Source organism: Amycolatopsis nivea (assembly GCF_004522235.1).
Classification (GTDB): domain Bacteria; phylum Actinomycetota; class Actinomycetes; order Mycobacteriales; family Pseudonocardiaceae; genus Amycolatopsis; species Amycolatopsis nivea.
This window is the reverse complement of record NZ_SDLT01000038.1, coordinates 12,812-31,499: the sequence shown is the minus strand read 5'-3', so window position 1 is coordinate 31,499 and position 18,688 is coordinate 12,812. Positions and strand designations below refer to the sequence as shown.

Here is an 18,688-nt window from a genome sequence, read left to right as displayed (position 1 = left end):
ATGTCCGAGGAACTGACCACCGCGGCGGAACTGTTCGACGCGATCGGCGCCGGGTACGAGGACGCGTTCGGCCGCCCGCCGGTGGTGGACGCGGCGGTGCGGGAGCTGCTCGCGGTGCTGCCGCCCTCGGCGCGGGTGCTCGACGTCGGCAGCGGGACCGGCCGCCCCGTCGCGGCGGATCTGGTCGCCGCCGGGCACCGGGTGACCGGGATCGACGTGTCCGCGGAGATGGTGCGGATCGCCCGCGAGCAGGTGCCCGGGGCCGAGTTCGTGCAGGCCGACGTGCGGGAATGGGAGTCGGAACCGGGGACGTGGGACGCGGTGTGCGCGTTCTTCCCGTTCCTGCAGCTGCCGCGGGCCGAAACGGAGCGCGCGCTCGGCCGGATCGCCGGCTGGCTGGCCTCGGGTGGAAGGTTCGCGCTGATCACGGTGCCCGCCGACGTCGAGGACGTCCCGGTCGACTTCCTCGGCCACTCGATCCGGGTGACGAGCTTCCCGGCGGACGCGCTGGCCGACCGGGTGCGCGCGGCCGGACTGGAAGTGACCGGGACCCGGACGGAAACGTTCGCCCCGGACAAGCCCGGAGCGGAGCCGGAGGAACACCTGCTGATCTCGGCTCGCAAACCCGGCTGAACGGCTTCGGACCACGGAATTGTGAAAGAAATTCAGCGATGCGGATGCGGCACGGGAAAGCGGGGCGGCATTTTCGCGCGGTCCGGGTGAACACGCCGGAAACTGCGCTGAAACACCGCCCCGCCCGCTCGTCGCTGCTGGTCTCAACAATCCCTGCCGAGGCCGGGTTATTGCGGGATCGCCACGGTTTGCTCACGGCGACCGATTCGCGAGGTTTGCAAGCTGAGTTGTTGCGACCGCGGCCTCCGACGTTCACGGCTCGTTTTCGCTCGCGGCGGCTGGTCTTGTTTCGCCGCGGAGGCTGGCCGTTGCAACAGATTCCCGCAGCCGACCGCGGTTGCCGACGCGCACAGCTCTCTCGCCCCGGCTGGTTGCCGAGGCTCGTGACTTGCGCGGTTCGCTGGCCGCGGTCGATCTGCGGACCTCCGGTGGCAGTTGACTCGCGCGAGGTTCGCCTGCATGGCTGTGTCCTGACTCGCGCAGTTCCTTCGCTGCCAACGTTTTCCCGGTTCTCGGCGGGGCAGACGTGCGCGGTCCGCCCCCGGCGCGGGAACTCAGGCCGGAACAGCCCTGGTTACTGCTGGTTGCCCCACTGCTGCTCGCCCTGCTGGCCGCCTTGGTCGAAGCCGCCCTGCTCGCCCTGGCCGAATCCGCCCTGGCCGCCCTGCTCGCCTTGACCGAATCCGCCCTGGCCGCCCTGCTCGCCCTGGCCGAAGCCGCCCTGGCCGAAGCCGCCCTGGCCGCCTTGCTCACCCTGGCCGAATCCGCCTTGGTCGCCCTGACCGAAGCCGCCCTGCTGACCCTGCGGACCGCCCTGGTCGAAGCCGCCCTGCTGCTGCCCGCCGCCTTGTTCCTGGCCGCCTTCCTGGCCGCCGCCGAAGTTCTCCTTCAGTTTGTCCGCGCCCTGGCGGATCTGGTCGCCGTGCTTGCCGCCCGTTTTCTCGTCGGCGAATTCGGCGGCCTTGTCGATGCCCTGGCCGACCTTGTCCGGGTTGTTGCCCGCGAATTCCTGGATCTTGTCCTTGGCCTGGTCGAAAAAGCTCATCGAAAATCCTCCTTGATCTATTCGTGACCCATGGATACCAGCCGGGTACCCGACGGGCGCGGCCGCGAGACGCCAGTCCCCGGTTCGGGTGAGGCCCGGCGCCGGTTCTGCCCGGGTCGGGCCACGGGTGGGTTACCCCACACGCCCGGACGCGGACCGGACCGGCCGGTAGGGTCGCCGCGGCAGGCGCCGGAGCCGAGGAGGACACGTGGCGGGACCGTTGAGCGGGCTGAAGGTCGTCGAGCTGGCCGGGATCGGGCCGGGGCCGCACGCGTGCATGGTGCTCGCCGACCTGGGCGCGGACGTCGCCCGGGTGGAACGGCCTTCCGGATCGCTCGACCTCAGCGGCGGCAAGCCGGACCCGCTGCTGCGCGGGCGCCGCTCGGTCGCCGCGGACCTCAAGACCCCCGAGGGCCGCGAACTCGTCCTGCGGCTCGCGGCGAAGGCGGACGTGCTGGTCGAAGGCCTGCGGCCGGGCGTCACCGAACGGCTCGGCGTCGGCCCGGACGACTGCTTCGCGCGCAATCCCCGCCTGGTGTACGGCCGGATGACTGGCTGGGGCCAGGACGGGCCGCTCGCCCAGCGCGCCGGGCACGACATCAACTACCTCGGCCTCACCGGCGTGCTGCACGCGATCGGCCGCGCGGGCGAGCGTCCGGTGCCGCCGCTCAACCTGGTCGGCGACTTCGGCGGCGGATCGATGTTCCTGATCGCGGGCGTGCTCGCGGCGCTGTGGGACTGCGGCCGGACCGGGCGCGGCCAGGTCGTGGACGCGGCGATGGTCGACGGCGCGAACGTCCTGTCCCAGATGATGTGGGCCTTGCGCGGCCTGGGTTCCTGGTCCGACGAACGCGGCACGAACCTCCTGGACGGCGGCGCGCCGTTCTACGACACGTACGTCTGCGCGGACGGCCGTTACGTCGCCGTCGGTTCCCTCGAGCCGCAGTTCTACGCGGCTCTTCTGAACGGCCTCGGCCTCGCCGCGGAAGACCTCCCGGCGCAACTGGACCGCGACGGCTGGCCCACCCTCCGCGCCACCTTCACCCGGACTTTCCTCACCCGCACCCGCGACGAATGGGCCGAGGTCTTCGACGGCACCGACGCGTGCGTCACGCCGGTCCTCGCTCCCGACGAGGCTCCCCAGCACCCGCACATCGCCGCGCGCTCCGGCCTGGTCACGCTCGACGGCATCGTCCAGCCCGCTCCGGCGCCGCGGTTTTCGCGCAGCACCACGGATGTGCCGACGCCGCCGCCGGTGCCGGGCGCGGACACCGAGGACGTCCTCGCCGACTGGAAGGCCTAGCCCCGCAACCGGACCGGCAGCGTCAGATGCCCGTTGGTGATGAACGACGGCACCGGCTCCAGCTTCTCTCCCGCCACTGCCAGCACCAAATCGGGGAACCGCTCGAACAACGCAGGCAGCGCCAGCTCCGCCTCCATCCGGGCGAGCTGCGCACCGAGGCAGTAATGCACGCCGTAGCCGAACGCGAGCGCTGATTTGTCCTTGCGGGCCAAGTCGAACTCGTCCGCGTCCGGACCGTGGTGCGCCTCGTCGCGTCCGGCGGGGCCGAAGGACGGGAGAATCGGGTCGCCCGCGCGGATGACCGTGCCCTCGACCTCGATGTCCTCTCGCGCGAACCGCAGCGGCAGGTGCGAAATCGGGGCCTGCCAGCGCAACGTCTCGTCCACCACGTGCGACCAGGTGCGCGTTCCGTCGCGGACCTGGCGCAGCTGCGCGGGATGCGTGAGCAGCGCGGTCACGGCCTGGTCGAGCAGGTTGACCGTCGTCTCGTGACCCGCGGTGATCACCAGCATCAGCGTGTCCACCAGCTCCTCTTCGCTCAGTCGGGAGCCGTCGGAGTCGCGGGCGGCGATGAGCGCGCTCGCGAGGTCGTCGCCGGGCTCGGCGCGCCGCTGGGAGACGAGGTCGGCGAAAATTCCGTACAGCAGCTCGACGTTCGCGGTCGCCTCTTCCGCGGTCGCCGACGTCGCGAAGACCCCGGCCACCGCGGTGCGCAGGCCCGGCCGCGCTTGTTCGGGGACGCCGGCCAGCCGGCAGATCACCTCGATCGGCAGCCGGTAGCAGTACTGTTCGCGCAGGTCGGTTTCGGACGGTCCGGCGTCGAGTTCGCCGAGCAGGCCGTCGACGATTTCGGCGACCACCGGGCGCAGCGCGGCGATCCGGCCGGGCGCGAAAGCCTTGGACACCAGCGACCGCAGCCGCCGGTGCTCGTCGCCGTAGGCGGTGAACATGTTCTGCACCGAAACCCAGATGTGCAGCGACCAGTCGGACGAGATCTCGCCGTCCCGGTAGGCAGGCCAGTGCCGCCGGGGATCCTTCGAGACCCGCGGGTCGGCGAGCAGGGCGCGCAGCAGCGGCAGGCTGGTGACCGACCAGGCGAGCACGCCGCCCGGCAGTTCGACCACGGTCAGCGGTCCGCGGGCGCGCAGCCGGGCGCCCTCGCCGTGCACGTCCGGCGCCGCCGGGTCCAGCACGAAGGGGGTGACGGCGTGGTCCATGGGCGCTCCCTCGCGGCCCGACGGTCCACAATGGACGGACGATGGGGGGGAGGTGTCCGTTGCGGCCGCCGGGTCCGTGACAAGCGTAGTGCGGCTAAGGATCCTCTTGTCCGGCTTGAGGGGTGGCCCGGGCCGGACGGGAGAAGGGGTTGACGTCAGCCGTCGGCGCGCTTGCGGTGCAACGAGAATCGCTCGAACACCGACAGCTCGCCGGTCGGCTTGGTGACGTTGTAGTAGGTCACGTGCATGGTCGTCGTGCCGCCCGGACGGCGTCCGGGGTCCACGGTGAACGCGGCGAAGCCGTAGGGGTGGTCGAGGTCGCGCACCGCGCTCCACACCGCTTTTTCGCGCACGTAGGTCGGTTTCCGCTTGCCTGTGGCGGGATCCCGCTTGTCCGCGACGGCGGTCAGCACCTTTCCGGTGCCGTCCTTGAAGAAGCTGCCGTTGGTGGTGCCGGAGACGCCGCCTCCGCCGAGAACCATGTGCACGGTGCCGTGCGTCGCGTCGATGTCGTCGGTCGCGTCGGAGACCGGGTTCGGCGTGAGCGTCTCGCTTCCCGCGACGACGCCGTGCACGGCGAGGGACCGTTCGTAGTCGTGCTCGTGCCCGCAAAGCACCAGGTCGACGCCGTAGCGGTCGAACAGCGGACCGTACGTCTCGCGCAGGCCGAGGTCGGCGCCGTTCGCGTCGGACGTGCTGATCATGACCTGGTGCATCGCGACGACGATCCAGTCCACGTCGCGCGACGCCCGTGCCGCGGCGAGTTCCTTCTCCAGCCAGGCGAGCTGCCGCCCGCCGGAGTAGCCGCTGACGTAGACGTCCCCGCCGTCTTGCAGGCAGTTGTCGTCGTTCTGCAGCACGATCACCCGCACCGAGCCGACGGTGAAGCCGTACCAGAGCCCGGCCAGTTCGGGGTCGGTTTCGGTGGAGGGCAGCTGGAAGTACGCCTGGTACGCGTCCATGCCGATCGCGCCGTTCTGCTTCTCGATCTCGTGGTTGCCCGCCGCGGGCATCCACGGCCGGTACCGCGCCGAGCGGGTGTTGTTGGTGAAGAAGTTGTTCCAGGTGCGCACGCGGTCGACGTCGAGGTTGGCGTAGCAGAGGTCGCCGTTGAGCAGGTGGAACAGCGGCGCGACGGTCTCGATGCCGGTGACGATGTCCTTCGTCGCCGGGGTGGAGAAGAAGTCGATCGCGGGCGCGCCCTTGAGATCCCAGGTGACCTGCGGCGCGGACTGGTCGCCGAAGCTGGTGAAGGTGAACGCGGACCGGCCGCTGGGCGCGGTGCGGAACGTGCCCGCGTCGGGCGTCGCGCCGTCGTGCTGGGCGACGTAGAGGTACTCGGTGTTCGGGCAGAGGCGGTCGAGCTCGGCGTGGTGCACCCAGACGGTGCGGTTGGACGCGCCGTCGAGGTAGGTGCGGGTGACTGCGGGCGCGGACGAGCCGAAGCCGTCGTCGAGCGTGCCGTAGCGGACGCGAGGACGGCCGACCGGACCGTCGGTGAGCCACGAAACCACCATCTGCCGCGCGGGATCGCGGCCGAACGTGAGATGCAGACCCTGCACCGGGGTGGCGCCACCGCCCGGCGTTGACATGAGCGGAGCGGCGGTTGCCGTACCAGTGCCGAGCAGTGGTACGGCAGCGCTCACGCCCATGAGACCCAGTGCTCCTCGACGGCTGACGGTGCTGGACATGGCGGCCTCCTCCGGCTCTCCGGCGGAAGCGAAGCTATGCTGGCCGCGCGGCCCGCCGATGAACGCGAGCTGTCCGGGGCGTGAAGCGTCTTTTCCGCCGGTTCCGGTTCGTTCCCTTTGCCGGGAAACGGGTTCCGGACTGTCCGAAGTGGATTCTCCCGGCTCAGCCTGATCGATTCAGAATTCTTCTGCTAGCCTCCGGGGTGACGTGCGGCTCGCCGTGGTGCCGCGTTGCTGCCGGGGCGCTTCACGGAGCGTGCGCTGAGTGCTTCGGCTCGAACCTCCGAGGAGCGTTATGACAGGCATCGTCCGGGTCCGGGGCCGTGAGGTGCTCGACAGCCGGGGCAACCCGACGGTCGAGGTCGACGTGGTGCTGGCGGACGGGTCGGCGGGCCGGGCGGCGGTGCCGTCCGGGGCCTCCACCGGCACGCGCGAGGCCGTTGAGCTGCGGGACGGCGACGCGAAGCGGTTCCACGGCAAGGGCGTGCGCAAGGCGGTCGACGCGGTGAACGGCGAGATCGCCGACGCCGTGGTCGGCATGGAGGCCGAGGCGCAGGCCGACGTCGACCGCGCGCTGATCGCCCTCGACGGCACCGAGAACAAGGCCCGCCTCGGCGCGAACGCGACGCTCGGGGTTTCGCTGGCGGTGGCGAAGGCGGCCGCCGCGGCGAACACGCTGCCGCTGTACCGCTACGTCGGCGGGGTGTACGCGCATCTGCTGCCGATGCCGATGATGAACATCATCAACGGCGGCGCGCACGCGGACAACCCGATCGACTTCCAGGAGTTCATGATCGGCCCGGTCGGCGCCTCGTCGTTCGCCGATGCGGTGCGGATGGGCTCGGAGGTGTTCCACACGCTGCGGAAATCGTTGCACGACGCGGGACACAACACGAATGTCGGCGACGAGGGCGGGTTCGCGCCGCAGCTGGGGTCGGCCGACGAGGCGCTCGAGTTCGTGGTCCGCGCGATCGAGCAGACCGGGTACGAGCCGGGCAAGGACATCGCGCTGCTGCTGGACCCGGCGGCGTCGGAGTTCTACCGCGACGGCGTCTACGACTACACCGGCGAGGGCCGCAAGCGCAGCATCGAGGAGCACGTCGCGTACCTGACCGAGCTGACCGAGCGCTTCCCGATCGTGTCGATCGAGGACGGTCTCGCCCAGGACGACTACGCCGGCTGGAAGCAGCTGACCGACGGCATCGGCGACCGCGTGCAGCTCGTCGGCGACGACCTGTTCTGCACGAACGTCGAGATCCTGCGTGACGGCATCAAGCGCGGCATCGCCAACTCGATCCTGATCAAGGTCAACCAGATCGGCACCCTGACCGAGACCCTGTCCGCGGTCGACACCGCGCACAAGGCGGGCTACTCGGCGGTCATGTCGCACCGTTCGGGCGAGACCGAGGACACCACGATCGCCGACCTCGCGGTAGCGACCGGCTGCGGCCAGATCAAGACGGGTTCGCTGTCGCGGTCGGACCGCACGGCGAAGTACAACCAGCTGATCCGCATCGAAGAGGAGCTCGGCACCGAGGCTCGCTACGCAGGCTGGGACACCCTGCGCTGAGCTGGTTTTTTGAGGCGGCCCGGGCCCTCTCGCCCGGGCCGCCTTTCTCTACTTCTTGACCCTCAACAACACCGCAGCGGCAGTAAAGGCCGCGCTGACCCAGAACGCCGCACGCGCATGCGCCGCGTCGAGGACGACGGCCCCCGCCACCGCAGGCCCGACCACCGCGCCGAGATTGAACGCAGTAGTCGCGATCGCCCCGGCTACTCGCGGCGCGTCATTGCTGGCAGACGTGACGATCGCAGCGATCAACGCGGACCCGACGCCGAACGCCATCGCCCCGGTGAGCAACGCGGCGGCGATGAGCCCCGGAAGACTCTGCGCCGCGAAGAACGCCGCCACCCACCCGGCGGTCAGCACCAGCGTGCCCGCTTTGAGGATCCGCGGCCCCGCCTTGCCCGCGATCGTGACGCCGACGAACGACCCCACCCCGAACACCGCCAGCACGACCGGAACCCATTCGGAGGGGGCGGTCATCGTGCCGAGGTAGGTGAAGGCCGCGAAGGTACCGCCGTTGATGAGAACCCCCTTGCCGACGGTGACCACGACGCGCGGCTGCGCCAGGACCCGCCACTCGCGATACACCGGGCTTGTGGCTGGCGGGTTGTCGAACTTCGCTGCCGTTAGCGCGACGGCGGCCACGCCCGTGATCGCCGCGATAGCCCAGAACGCTGCCTGCCACCCGGCGTACTGCCCGAGCACCGTCCCGGCCGGAACGCCGACGATGCACGCGAGCGTGACACCGGACAGCAACACGGAAGTCGCCCGCCCGACGGAGTCCTGCGCGACGAGCGACGGCAGCGACGCAAGCGCTATCGCGAGAAACCCAGCGTTGGCGAACGCCGCGAGGGCCCGGGTTACCAGGAGGAGTGGGAAGTCGGTGGTGAGCGCACCGACTACGTGAACTGCTGCGAAGAGCCCGAGGAAGCTGATGAGCGCGATCTTGCGGGGGAGTTTGCTGCCGAGCATCGCGAGAACCGGCGCGCCGACGACCATTCCGGTCGCGAAGAGAGACGTGAGCAACCCGGCGGTGCCGAGCGAGACGCCGGTGCTCGAGGCGATCTGGGGGAGGAGCCCGGAGAGGACGAACTCGGACGTTCCTTGGGCAAATACTGCGCTGGCTAGGAGGAAAATGATGGGAGGCAAGGGAATCGACTCCGAACGGCTGTTGACGTCTGGGACGCCAGAGGATTGAGGACGGTTCGTTTGCGGAGTGGGGTGCCTTGGGCTCGCGGGCAGTAGCACGCGCGGTGGCCTGGTTGCTTGGATGCACGTGCGCTGGGCGCAACTTTGCCGCGGCGTGGCGGCTTGCGAGCAGGCTTCGCCCAAGTGCTGCGGTGCTAAGCGTGTTCGGCCAGCGGTCCTGCGGTGTCGAGCGCGTTCCGCCTGCGGTGCCGTGGTGCCGAGCTCACTCGGTGCTGTGGCACCGAGCGCGTTTCGTCCGCGGTACTGCGGCGCCGAACTCGCTCGGCGGTGCTGCGGTGCCGAGCGTGCTTTGCCCGCGATGCCGAGCTCGCTCGGCGGTGCTGTGATGCCGAGCGAGTTTGCCAGCGGTGCTGCGGTGCCGATCTCGTTCGGCGGTGCTGCGGTGCCGAGTGTGCTTTGCCCGCGGTGCCAGGCACGTTCTGCCAGCGGTGCTCCGCGTGCGAGAGTGCCTTGCCCGCGGTGCCGTGGCACTGAGCCCGCTTGGCGGTGCCGTGGGGCCGAGTGTGCTTTGCCAGCGGCTCTGCTGTGCCCAAGCGTTCGCCAGAACGCGTATCGAATGGCGAGGTTTGCCTGCGGCGTCAGACTTCACCACGGTGTGGCCACCGTGCGCAGGCTTGGCGCTGGCTGGCCGACTATGCCGTCGGTGCGCTTGGCAGTCGTGAGTTTTGACGCCGGTTAGAACCGGGGTCAACACTCACGAGAACCTGCTCAGGGCACAACTCGACAGCACGGCGTTTGTGTGAAGCTTTCGCTGGTCAGCCCAATCCGGCAGCAAGTCCGGCATCCGTCACTCCGCCGCCCAGCTTGCTGCTGGGCGGCTACCGTCTGCTGGCCTCCGGCGACGTCATGCCTCGGACTTTACCTTGCCTCGCTCAGGGAGTCGCGTGGGTTCTGCTGTTCCTTCCGTGTGGAGCGAACCGGTTCGGTCGTCGGTGTGCGTCACGGGGTTGTGGCGATCGCCGGGGCCGTGCGTTCGACGTGTGACAGACGGTGGAGAACCTGCCTCAGAATGGACTTGCTGCGGTGTCGCATGAGAGGTTTCCGCGCACTGACAATTCGCCGTGGCGGACAGGAGCGTCGGTCCGGGCAATGGGGTGTCGGTTGGGCGCGCGGGTTCAGTTGAGTCCGGCGTGAGCGGCGATGTCGTCGGCGAAGGACGTCACCCTGGTGTACATCCCGGGTTTGCCGGGCTTTCCGCAGCCGTCGCCGTAGGAGACGATGCCTACTACCGTGTCGCCGACTACCAGTGGGCCTCCGGAATCTCCTTTGCAGGCGTCGATGCCGCCGTTCGGGTAGCCGGCGCACAGCATGCTTGTCGCGGAGTATTCCGGGTACGCGGTGTGGCAGAAGGAGTCGTCGGCCACGGGGACGGTGGCTTGGCGCAGGTAGTCCGACCGGTCGCCGCCGTCGGCGGTTCGGCCCCAGCCTAGGACGGTGGCGTTGGTTCCGGCGGGGTAGCGGCTCGGATCGCGGGCCAGGTCGGCGGGGCGGTAGGGGAGCGAGCCGCGGACGGTCAGGACGGCGATGTCCGAACCTTGTTGCGGGGTACGGAAACCCGGGTGTTGCCAGGCGGCGGAGACCGCGCGGACGACCCCGTCTTGGGTGCGTTTGTCTTCCCGTCCGGCGACTACGCGGAGTTCGCCGGTCGGGACGGTGGCGGCGCAGTGCGCGGCGGTCGCGACCGCGGTGCGGCTGACGATGACGCCGCCGCAGAACTGGGTTCCGTGACTGTCCACTAAGTACACCGCGTACGGATGTTGTGCCAGGGAAGCTTTTTCTCCCCCGATGACGCTCGGGACGGCCCCGGCGGCGGATGTGCTCAGGCTGATGACGGACAGGACGACGGCGACGATGAATGCGAATCGGCGTGGCATGGCGGATCCCCTCGGCTGCGGCAGCGCACGAAGACCACTTTAACCGGCGGTTGAGGGGAAAACCGTCGCTGAACCGGGTGGAAACCGCGGGAGCCCGGATCCGGACTCCCGCGGTGGCTGAGGGGGATTGCTTCCCGAACACGGCTCGGGCCAAGGGATCGCGGACGGTGCGTGGAGAGAAGGCTTGCGGAGAGGCGGGAACAGGGCGAAGAACGGCTCAGGGAAACGGAATTCGGAGACGCGACCCGCCGGGAGCGAGGGAAGCAGGCGGGGTTCTCGGAGCGAAATCTGGCGACGGCGGGGTCGTTGGCGAGGAACTGCCCAGGAGCGGAGTGCTCGATCGATGGCCTGCGGGAAGGCCTGGCCAGAGCCGTTTGGCGCGACCCGGTCTGAAGTCCACCGGCAACCCGCGATCAATTCGGCAGAACGGACACGCGAACGGGAGCCACCGGTGCGGAGTCAGCCCCAGACCCCGCACCGGCACCCCCAGGACCTCAGCAGAGCGGAGCCACCGGCTTGTCCGAGCCGGTCTTCACATACGTGTCCGAGATGTAGTGCCCAGGCCCGATCCGGTCCCAGATCTTGCTCGTCCCGAATTTCCCGGTCACCGAGTCCCCGTTGACGTAGCATTCGATGTTCACCTTGGCGTAGTTCGCCGCCAGGCCCTTCACCGACGAGGTCGTGTGCGCGCCCGACCGGACGTTCACCGGGTCGCCTGCCGTTTGCACCAAACCCGTTGCCGCGGCGGAGCCCGTCCACAGGTAGGTGACCTTCACGTTTCCGTTGTCGCCCAGGCCGACTCCCGAGCTGAAGGTGCCGTCGGCCAGGTCGATGCCCGCGGGGTTGCCCACTTTGTACCCGAGATCGTCGCGGCCGCCGTTGTAGCCGTTGTGGTAGGCGGCGTAGGCCTCGGGCTGACCTTGCGGCAGGTCTTTGTACTCCGCGCGCACCGAGGGCGGGTTCCAGTAGTCGTCCTTGGTGTTCCACGGGCCGACGTCCCAGACCGGCGCGTATTCGCAGCGGCTGTTGTCCGTCTTGCACACTCGCACGGTGTAGTTGCCGGTTCCCTTGGGCGACAAGGCTTTTCCGGACGGCAGCGCGACGAAGTGGTCGTTGCTCGCGATGACGTGGCCGTTCGCGGTGGTGTGGCCGGTGAGGCCTTCGCGGGTGGCGTAGATGGTGTAGGTCAGGGGGGTGGACGCGGCGATGGCGTTCGCTTGCGGGGACAGCGAACCGGTCAGGTCGACCTCGCGCACGGTGGGGCGGGCGGCGGTGGTGCTGGACAGCGTGATCCTGGTCTGCACAACGCTCACCGCCCGCGGGAGTGCGGTGCCGGCGGGGGTCCATTCGGTCCAGTCGTCGGCGCCGGAGCGGCCGCGGACGTCGACGTCGACCGTGGTGCCCTGCGGGGCGTCGGCGGAGATCTCTGCGGCTACCCGGTTCACCGGCGCGGGCAGGCGTCGTTCGGCGGAGAGCAGGTAGCCCTCGCTGCCCGCGGCCCGGTCGGCGGGTCTCCACGCGGCGTCTCGCAGCGTGAGCGTGCCGCTGGCCGCCGCGACGTTGACGTCGTCACTGTCCACTGAGGACAGATCGGCTCGCCAGGCGGCGGCTTCGGCGGCGCTCACCGGCGTCGCTGCTGCGGTGACCGCCCCCGCGGCGAGCAGTGCGGCGACCGTGCGCCGGACCGTCACATTCCCGACCACGACGGATCTCCCTTCACTCGTCCGAATCGAACTGCCGGAGTGTCGGCGGGATCCGTACACGATCCATACAACGATCTCGCCCGGTCGTGTACCGGACGCGGGAGGTTGACAGCGCTGAGTCACAGCTATAGCTTTGCGAACAAAGTTAATTTAACAGCAAAGGAAGTGTGAGATGACCATCCTGGTGACGGGGGCGCGCGGGAATGTCGGGAGCGAGGTCGTCCGGGCGCTTCGCGAGGGCGGGCACGAGGTGCGCGGCTCGGCGCGCGACGCGGCCGCGCTGGATCTGCCGGACGCGGTGTCGGTGGATCTCACGGCGGAGGGCGGGTTCGAGGACGCGCTGCGCGGTGTGGACGCGATCTTCCTGTATCCGACACGACCGAACGGCGCGGCGGATTTCCTTGCGGCGGCGCGAAAAGCCGGAGTGTCGTACGTGGTGTTGCTGTCGTCGCCGGACGTCTACGAGGGCGCGGCGGACAACCCGATCCGGCGGGGGCATTTGCCCGCGGAGATGGCGGTGGCGGAGTCCGGATTGCCGTTCACGGTGCTGTACCCGGGCTGGCTGATGGGCAACACCCGGCGCGACTGGGGTGCGGCGATCCGGGCCGGGGGACCGGTGCGGCTCTTCTCCCCGGAGTCGCAGTTCACGCCGACGGCCGAGGTGGATGTGGCTGCGGTAGCCGCGAAACTGCTCACGGAGCGTAGCTATCCGGGCAGGATGCTCACGGTAACTGGGCCGGAATCGATGACGCAGCGTGCGATCGTGCAGACCCTGGCGGAGGAACTGGGTCGCTCGATCGAAGTGGTGCCCGAAACGCGGAGCGAGGCGCTGGCGCGGCGTCCGGAGTGGATGCCAGCGGCGGTCCTGGAGCACCTGATGGACGTGGAAGAGGCAGCGGTGGGCCGCCTTGCGCCGGTGAACAACACGGTGGAACGGTTCGCGCGACGGGCGACGTCATTCCGCGAGTGGGCGCGGGCGCACAAGGACGACTTCGCGCCGGAGCGATAAGAAGTCCACTGTGGACAGAAGCTACGCGCGCTTCCAGGAAACGCAGGCAGGTCGTGTCTGGGATTCGCACAGTTCCCGCACGGCGCGCAGCACTTCCTCGGCGGAAACCTCGCTCCCGGACGGCTGCGGGAAGTGCGCTCCCTGCAGGCTGTAATAGTCGACCGGCTCCTCGCCGACGCCGTCCGCGGGCAGGAAAGTCTCGCCGTTTTCGTGCCACGCCAGGCTTCCTCGCGCACCGCGCACACCGGCGACCAGGTACGGCGTCCGCGGCTTCCGGCCCGCGTACAGCCACCAGACGACCCCGGCGTCCGGCACGGGCGGTTCGGCGGAGCGCAGGGCGGACAGCACGTCGTCGACAGTCGTCTCGGTGACGTCGTACCCGGTCCGGCGACGGGCGTCTTCGATGCTCGCCATGGTGCGCTCCGCTCGTGAAGTGTCCTGATACTACTCGGTGCCGATCGGCGAGCGACTTGTGGAATGGCCGGCGCGTAGACGGGCCGCGCGCAGCGTCAAATAGCGCTGTTCAGCGGTGTTTCCGGTACGGGCGGCGGCAGCGGTGTAGTGCCGGACGGCTTCCTCCCGTTGTCCGGCCAGCTCCAGCAGGTGGGCGCGGGCGGCGGCGAGGCGGTGGTGGTGGTCAGGGAGCCGGTCGTCGAGTCCGGCGAGCATGGTCAGCCCGGCGTCCGGTCCCTGCACCATCGCAGTCGCGATGGCGCGGTTGAGCGTTACGACCGGGTTGCCGGTCAGGGCCTCGAGCCGCGTGTACAGCGTGAGCACGCGCGGCCAATCGGTGTCTTCGGCCCGCAACGCGATGTCGTGCGTCGCAGCGATCGCGGCCTGCAGGCGGTATTCGCCGATGCCGTCGCGGGTCAGCGCGGCGGTGATCAGCGCGACGCCTTCCCGGATCAGCGAACGGTCCCACAACGACCGGTCCTGGTCGGCGAGCGGGATGAGGTCGCCGTCCGGTCCGGTGCGGGCCGGCCGGCGGGCGTCGGTGAGCAGCATCAGGGCGAGCAAACCGGCCGCTTCGCCGTCGTCCGGCAGCGCGGCGTGCAGCAGCCGCGCCAGCCGGATCGCCTCGGCGGACAGTTCGGTGCGGTGCAGACGGCGGCCGCCGCTGCTCGTGTAGCCCTCGTTGAACACGAGGTACAGCACGTGCAGCACGGACCGCAGCCGCGCCTGCCGCTCGTCCGCGGCGGGCATCCGGAACGGCAGCCCGGACTTCTTGATCTTCGCCTTCGCCCGGCTGATCCGTTGCGCCATCGTGGTTTCCGGCACGAGGAACGCGCTGGCGATCTCCGCGGTCGTCAGGCCGCCGACCGCTCGCAACGTCAGCGCGATCGCCGACGCCGACGTCAGCGACGGGTGCGCGCACAGGAACAACAGCGTCAGCGTGTCGTCCCGATCCGGCACTTCGGCGCCTGGCGGCTCGGCGGCGACCGTGTCCTCGCGCCGCCGCCGAGCCTGGTCGCTGCGGAAGATGTCGATGATCCGGCGGCTGGCGGTCTGCAGCAGCCAGCCGCGCGGATTCTCCGGAATCCCCTCGGCAGGCCAGTGCTGCACCGCGGCGAGGAGAGCTTCCTGCGTCGCGTCCTCGGCCGCGCCGAAATCGCCGGACCGGCGCGCGAGGACGGCGAGGACCTGGGGCGCGAGCGTGCGCACCAGGTCCTCGACCTCGGCCCGCGGCATCACACCTCCGGTGCGCTCATGACCTGGCGCACCTCGATCGGCACCCGCAGCGGCGCGCCTTCGGGACCGGGCGCGGCCGAGACCCGGGTCGCGATCTCCAGCGCCCGTGCCTCCGACTCGACGTCCACCACCCGGTACCCGGCCAGCAGTTCCTTGCCCTCCGCGAACGGCCCGTCGGTGACGACCGCGCCGCCCTTGCCGTCCGCGACCACGGTCTTCGCCGCTTCCGGCCCGGCCAGCCCCTCCGCCTCGACGAGTTCCCCGGCCTCGGTCAGCTCGGCGTTCAGCACGTGCTGGAACTGGATGTGCGCGCGGATGTCCTCCGGGGCCCATTCCGGCAGCGGCATGTCGCAGTCTTCGCCCTGGGCGTAGGTCTGCAGCAGCATGTACTTCGGCATAACGTTTCCTCCAGGTTCCGGCTCGCCGCTTCCGGGCGGGCTCATCAAGGGAACGGAACCCGCGCGCCGTCCTCGACACGTCTTGCGTCATCTTGCCGGGAAATTCGGCGAGCGGGGACAGAACGGGTGGCGTGAGTCTCAGTGCCCGGGACGCCCGAACCGCCTAGCAGGTAGGTTGCGGGAAGCAACTCACCTGGAGGGACCCGTGAGCACGACGACCTTCGCCGCGGTGTCGGCGGTCAAGCAGCGTTCGGACACCGAGTTCAGCGTCGACCTCAGCCCGGCGTGGACCATCGGCGGCCGCCCGAACGGCGGATACCTGCTGGCGACCATCGCGCGCTCGGCGACCGTCGTTTCCGGGCATCCGGACGTGCTCGCCGCCAGCGCGCATTACCTGCGCTCGCCCGAACCGGGGCCGGCGGAGATCGAGGTCGAGGTGCTGCGCACCGGCCGGTCCGCGACCCAATTGCGCGGACGGCTGCTCAAGGACGGCGTGCCGCAGGTCGAGGCCCTGCTGACGCTCGGCGTCCTCGGCGCGGCCGAACCGTTCTGGCAGGACGGCGTGCCGCAGCCGGAGTTCGGGCCGTTCCCGGAGGAGCCGTGGGGCCCGGACGTGCTGTCGTCCGGCATCCCGATCGCCATCCGCGACGAGATCGACGTGTACTTCGACCGCCCGCTCGCCGACGGGCCTAGCGGCCGCGGCGAACTGCGCGCCCTGCTGGCACTCCCCGGCGACGAGCCGTTCGACCCGGTCAGCCTGCTGTTCGCGGTCGACGCCCTGCCTCCGGCGACCCTCGACGTCGCGCCGTCCGGCTGGGTGCCGACGCTCGAACTGACCGCCTACGTGCGGGCCAATCCGGCGCCCGGCCCGGTGCGCGTGCTGCACCGCGCTCACCTGATCGGCGACGGGCGGGTCGACGAGTCCTGCCACGTCTGGGACAGCGCCGGGACGCTGGTCGCGCAGGGCACTCAGCTGGCCGGGATCCGGATCGGCTGAGTTCCTGGGCTACTGCCCCGGGTACGGCGGCTGCTGCTGCGGGTAGCCGGGGTACGGACCGGGGGCGGGCGGCAGCGAGCTGGAGAACGTCGGTGCGGCCGCTGGCGAGTTCATCGACATCAGCAGGTTTTCGACGGTCCTGCGGCGTGCGCCCGCGACGACCGCGACGGCCATGATCTCGAGCGCGAGGCCGAGCACGAACCAGAACAGGTGGTAGCTGGTCAGCGCCTCGAGGTCGTTCTCGTAGCACCAGGTGGTCGCCTCCCCGTTGCGGGAAACCTCGCAGTACCAATGGGGTTTGGCGATCAGCACCATGATCAGCCCGACACCGATGCTCGCCAGCCCGGCGACCATGAAGAAGACCTGCAGAATCCGCGCGAAGATCGACATGCGCGGAGCGTAGCGACCCGGTGCCCGCCGGGTCAGCGGGTTCCGGCAAGTGCCCCCGTGGTGACCAACCGGTACCCGGTGCGCCCGGAGAACTCCGCGGTGAGCGCGAACCGGTCGCCGCGCACCAGCGTGTGCCGCCACTCGATCCGTTTGCCCGCGCTGGTCCCGAGGCGTCCGATGGAGAACGCGCCGACGGTTTCGCCGCAGCCGAGCAGGGTGCGTTCGGCCCGGGTCGGCACGACGGCGCGGATCTGCTCCTCGCCGTGGTCGAGCCGGACGCCGGTGCGGCGGTGGAGTTCGCCGTACAGGCTGGTGTGCTGGAAATCCGCTTCCAGCAGCGGCCGGGCGAGGTCGGCGGGCAGCCACACCCGGTCGACGGCCAGCGGGTCGTTTCCGGCCAGCCGCACGCGTTCCAAGTACAGCAGGGGAGTGGAACCCTCCAGCGACAGCCGTTCGGCGACCACCGCGTCCGCGCGGATGTCGAGCCGGCGCACGACGCTGTGCTGGTCGAGCCCGGCTTCCTCGACCGCGGCGAAGAGACTGTAGAGCGCGCCGAGCGGCTGCTGGATCTCCGCGGCCGCGGCGACGCGGGGCTGGCGTCCGCGTTCGGCGATGAGCGTGCCGTCCGCGCGCAGTTCCCGCAGCGCCTGCCGGACGGTCTGCCTGCTGACGCTGTATTCGTCGGCGAGCGCGAGCTCCCCGGGGAACGCGCTGTCGAACTCCCCGGCGCGGATGCGCACCAGCAGTCGCTGCTGCAACTGCCGCCACAGCGGCTGTCCGCCGGTGCGGACCAGCTCTGCCTCGCCCATGCCGGGAACACTACCGCTTGCCAAATGTACGGACAGCTCTTAGATTAAATGTACGTACATTACGGAGGAGGCCAGCAGTGCGCACAGGAGTGAACCGGTGACCGGCGCGACGCTCGGAGCGACGCGCGCGACGGTGCAGTGGCGGGCCAAGCTCGCCCGCCCGGTGCCGGGGCTCGCGGTCGCGCTGCTGGTCGCGGCGGTGGCGACGGCGGGCGGCAAGCTCGTCCCGGTGGTCGGCGGGCCGGTGCTCGCGATCCTGCTCGGCGCGGTTGCCGGCGCGGTCGTGCCGGGGCTGCGCGGCTGGCGGTTCAGCCCGGGCTACGCGATCGCGTCGCGGCCGGTGCTCCAGCTGTCGATCGTCGTGCTGGGCACGGGGCTCTCGATCCAGCAGGTCGTGCACGTCGGCGGGCAGTCGCTGCCGGTCATGCTCGGCACCCTGGCGGTCGCGCTCGGCGGCGCGTGGGTCCTCGGCAGGCTGCTCGGCGTCCGCGGGGACACGCAGACCCTGATCGGTGTCGGCACCGGCATCTGCGGTGCGTCCGCGATCGCGGCGACCAGCGCGGTGCTGAAGCCGAAGGAAGCCAACATCGCTTACGCGCTCGGTACGATCTTCACCTTCAACGTCGCCGCGGTCCTGCTGTTCCCGCCGCTCGGGCACGCGCTCGGGATGTCGCCGCACGCGTTCGGCCTGTGGGCCGGAACCGCGGTGAACGACACGTCTTCCGTCGTCGCGGCTTCCTACGCGTATGGCGGCGACGCCGGTTCGTACGGCCTCGTCGTGAAGCTCACCCGCACGCTCACGCTGATCCCGATCGTGCTGTTCCTCGCCGTGCTCGCCGCGCGCAAGCAGTCCGGCGGCCGGGTTTCCTTGCGCGCCATGCCCTGGCACCGGCTGGTGCCGCCGTTCCTGATCGGCTTCCTGGCCGCCGCGACGGTGGAAAGCGCGGGCTGGATCCCGGAATCGTGGCACGCGCCGCTGTCGACGCTCGGCACCTTCCTGATCACCATGGCGCTCGCCGGGATCGGCCTCGCGCTCAAGCCGTCCGACCTGCGCAAGGCGGGACACAAGCCGCTGCTGATGGGAGCCATCCTGTGGATCGCGGTCGCCGCCTCGAGCCTCGGGTTGCAGGCGCTGACCGGCGGGATGTGACGCG

The 18,688-nt window shown here is 70.2% G+C and carries 17 protein-coding genes; 6 read left to right on the top strand and 11 right to left on the bottom strand.

The genetic code is table 11. From position 1 onward, the window contains the following. On the top strand, positions 1 to 633 hold the full coding sequence (locus EIZ44_RS34260) for a class I SAM-dependent methyltransferase (RefSeq protein ID WP_134733297.1): 633 nt from the start codon (positions 1 to 3) through the stop codon (positions 631 to 633). A 574-nt stretch (positions 634 to 1,207) separates the two neighbouring features. On the opposite strand, the gene EIZ44_RS45780 is transcribed toward EIZ44_RS34260, so the two are convergent. Beyond that, complete coding sequence (locus EIZ44_RS45780) at positions 1,208 to 1,678, bottom strand: antitoxin (RefSeq protein WP_134733295.1); 471 nt, start codon at positions 1,676 to 1,678, stop codon at positions 1,208 to 1,210. 208 nt (positions 1,679 to 1,886) lie between these two features. On the opposite strand from EIZ44_RS45780, the gene EIZ44_RS34250 reads away from it, so the two are divergent. Continuing rightward, entirely contained in the window at positions 1,887 to 2,981 is a 1,095-nt protein-coding gene (locus EIZ44_RS34250; RefSeq protein WP_134733293.1) for a CaiB/BaiF CoA transferase family protein, read from the top strand. Here EIZ44_RS34250 and EIZ44_RS34245 read toward each other — a convergent pair. Beyond that, positions 2,978 to 4,198: a cytochrome P450 family protein gene (locus EIZ44_RS34245; protein WP_205673395.1), complete on the bottom strand. Its 1,221-nt coding sequence runs from the start codon at positions 4,196 to 4,198 to the stop codon at positions 2,978 to 2,980. The two genes, EIZ44_RS34250 and EIZ44_RS34245, sit on opposite strands and share 4 nt — an antisense overlap. Before the next feature lie 155 nt (positions 4,199 to 4,353). Further along, complete coding sequence (locus tag EIZ44_RS34240) at positions 4,354 to 5,889, bottom strand: purple acid phosphatase family protein (RefSeq protein WP_134733291.1); 1,536 nt, start codon at positions 5,887 to 5,889, stop codon at positions 4,354 to 4,356. 295 nt (positions 5,890 to 6,184) lie between these two features. On the opposite strand from EIZ44_RS34240, the gene eno reads away from it, so the two are divergent. Then, complete coding sequence (gene eno, locus EIZ44_RS34235) at positions 6,185 to 7,459, top strand: phosphopyruvate hydratase (protein WP_134733290.1); 1,275 nt, start codon at positions 6,185 to 6,187, stop codon at positions 7,457 to 7,459. A gap of 48 nt (positions 7,460 to 7,507) precedes the next feature. Here the strand turns inward: eno and EIZ44_RS34230 are convergent, their stop codons facing one another. From EIZ44_RS34230 to EIZ44_RS34220, 3 genes are all read right to left on the bottom strand, one after another. Continuing rightward, positions 7,508 to 8,605 carry an MFS transporter gene (locus EIZ44_RS34230; RefSeq protein WP_134733288.1) on the bottom strand — a complete coding sequence of 366 codons (1,098 nt, stop codon included), beginning with the start codon at positions 8,603 to 8,605 and terminating at the stop codon, positions 7,508 to 7,510. A 1,175-nt stretch (positions 8,606 to 9,780) separates the two neighbouring features. Further along, the gene (locus tag EIZ44_RS34225) at positions 9,781 to 10,539 is read right to left on the bottom strand and encodes a S1 family peptidase (RefSeq protein WP_134733286.1); all 759 of its coding nucleotides are present in this window, start codon (positions 10,537 to 10,539) and stop codon (positions 9,781 to 9,783) included. A 494-nt stretch (positions 10,540 to 11,033) separates the two neighbouring features. After that, complete coding sequence (locus EIZ44_RS34220; RefSeq protein ID WP_134733284.1) at positions 11,034 to 12,242, bottom strand: DUF8814 domain-containing protein; 1,209 nt, start codon at positions 12,240 to 12,242, stop codon at positions 11,034 to 11,036. Between the two features lie 172 nt (positions 12,243 to 12,414). Here EIZ44_RS34220 and EIZ44_RS34215 point away from each other — a divergent pair, with 172 nt between their 5' ends. Beyond that, positions 12,415 to 13,251 carry an SDR family oxidoreductase gene (locus EIZ44_RS34215; protein ID WP_134733282.1) on the top strand — a complete coding sequence of 279 codons (837 nt, stop codon included), beginning with the start codon at positions 12,415 to 12,417 and terminating at the stop codon, positions 13,249 to 13,251. A gap of 21 nt (positions 13,252 to 13,272) precedes the next feature. Here EIZ44_RS34215 and EIZ44_RS34210 read toward each other — a convergent pair whose 3' ends face one another. The 3 genes from EIZ44_RS34210 to EIZ44_RS34200 are packed head-to-tail and all read right to left on the bottom strand — an operon-like array spanning position 13,273 to position 15,338. Next, on the bottom strand, positions 13,273 to 13,665 hold the full coding sequence (locus EIZ44_RS34210) for an Imm1 family immunity protein (RefSeq protein WP_134733280.1): 393 nt from the start codon (positions 13,663 to 13,665) through the stop codon (positions 13,273 to 13,275). A 30-nt stretch (positions 13,666 to 13,695) separates the two neighbouring features. After that, positions 13,696 to 14,940: an RNA polymerase sigma factor gene (locus EIZ44_RS34205; RefSeq protein ID WP_134733278.1), complete on the bottom strand. Its 1,245-nt coding sequence runs from the start codon at positions 14,938 to 14,940 to the stop codon at positions 13,696 to 13,698. Continuing rightward, the gene (locus tag EIZ44_RS34200; RefSeq protein WP_134663424.1) at positions 14,940 to 15,338 is read right to left on the bottom strand and encodes a YciI family protein; all 399 of its coding nucleotides are present in this window, start codon (positions 15,336 to 15,338) and stop codon (positions 14,940 to 14,942) included. The genes EIZ44_RS34205 and EIZ44_RS34200 overlap by 1 nt, the downstream gene beginning before the upstream one ends. 205 nt (positions 15,339 to 15,543) lie before the next feature. On the opposite strand from EIZ44_RS34200, the gene EIZ44_RS34195 reads away from it, so the two are divergent. Further along, positions 15,544 to 16,335 carry a thioesterase family protein gene (locus EIZ44_RS34195; protein ID WP_134733276.1) on the top strand — a complete coding sequence of 264 codons (792 nt, stop codon included), beginning with the start codon at positions 15,544 to 15,546 and terminating at the stop codon, positions 16,333 to 16,335. Positions 16,336 to 16,344: 9 nt separating this feature from the next. Here EIZ44_RS34195 and EIZ44_RS34190 read toward each other — a convergent pair whose 3' ends face one another. Continuing rightward, a complete protein-coding gene (locus tag EIZ44_RS34190; protein ID WP_037818664.1) occupies positions 16,345 to 16,725 on the bottom strand; it encodes a hypothetical protein in 381 nt (126 codons plus the stop codon). A gap of 32 nt (positions 16,726 to 16,757) precedes the next feature. Then, on the bottom strand, positions 16,758 to 17,534 hold the full coding sequence (locus tag EIZ44_RS34185; protein WP_051729615.1) for a GntR family transcriptional regulator: 777 nt from the start codon (positions 17,532 to 17,534) through the stop codon (positions 16,758 to 16,760). A gap of 97 nt (positions 17,535 to 17,631) precedes the next feature. Between EIZ44_RS34185 and EIZ44_RS34180 the strand changes: the two genes are divergently transcribed. Then, entirely contained in the window at positions 17,632 to 18,684 is a 1,053-nt protein-coding gene (locus EIZ44_RS34180; RefSeq protein ID WP_078870726.1) for a YeiH family protein, read from the top strand. The last annotated feature ends 4 nt before the right edge of the window (positions 18,685 to 18,688 follow it).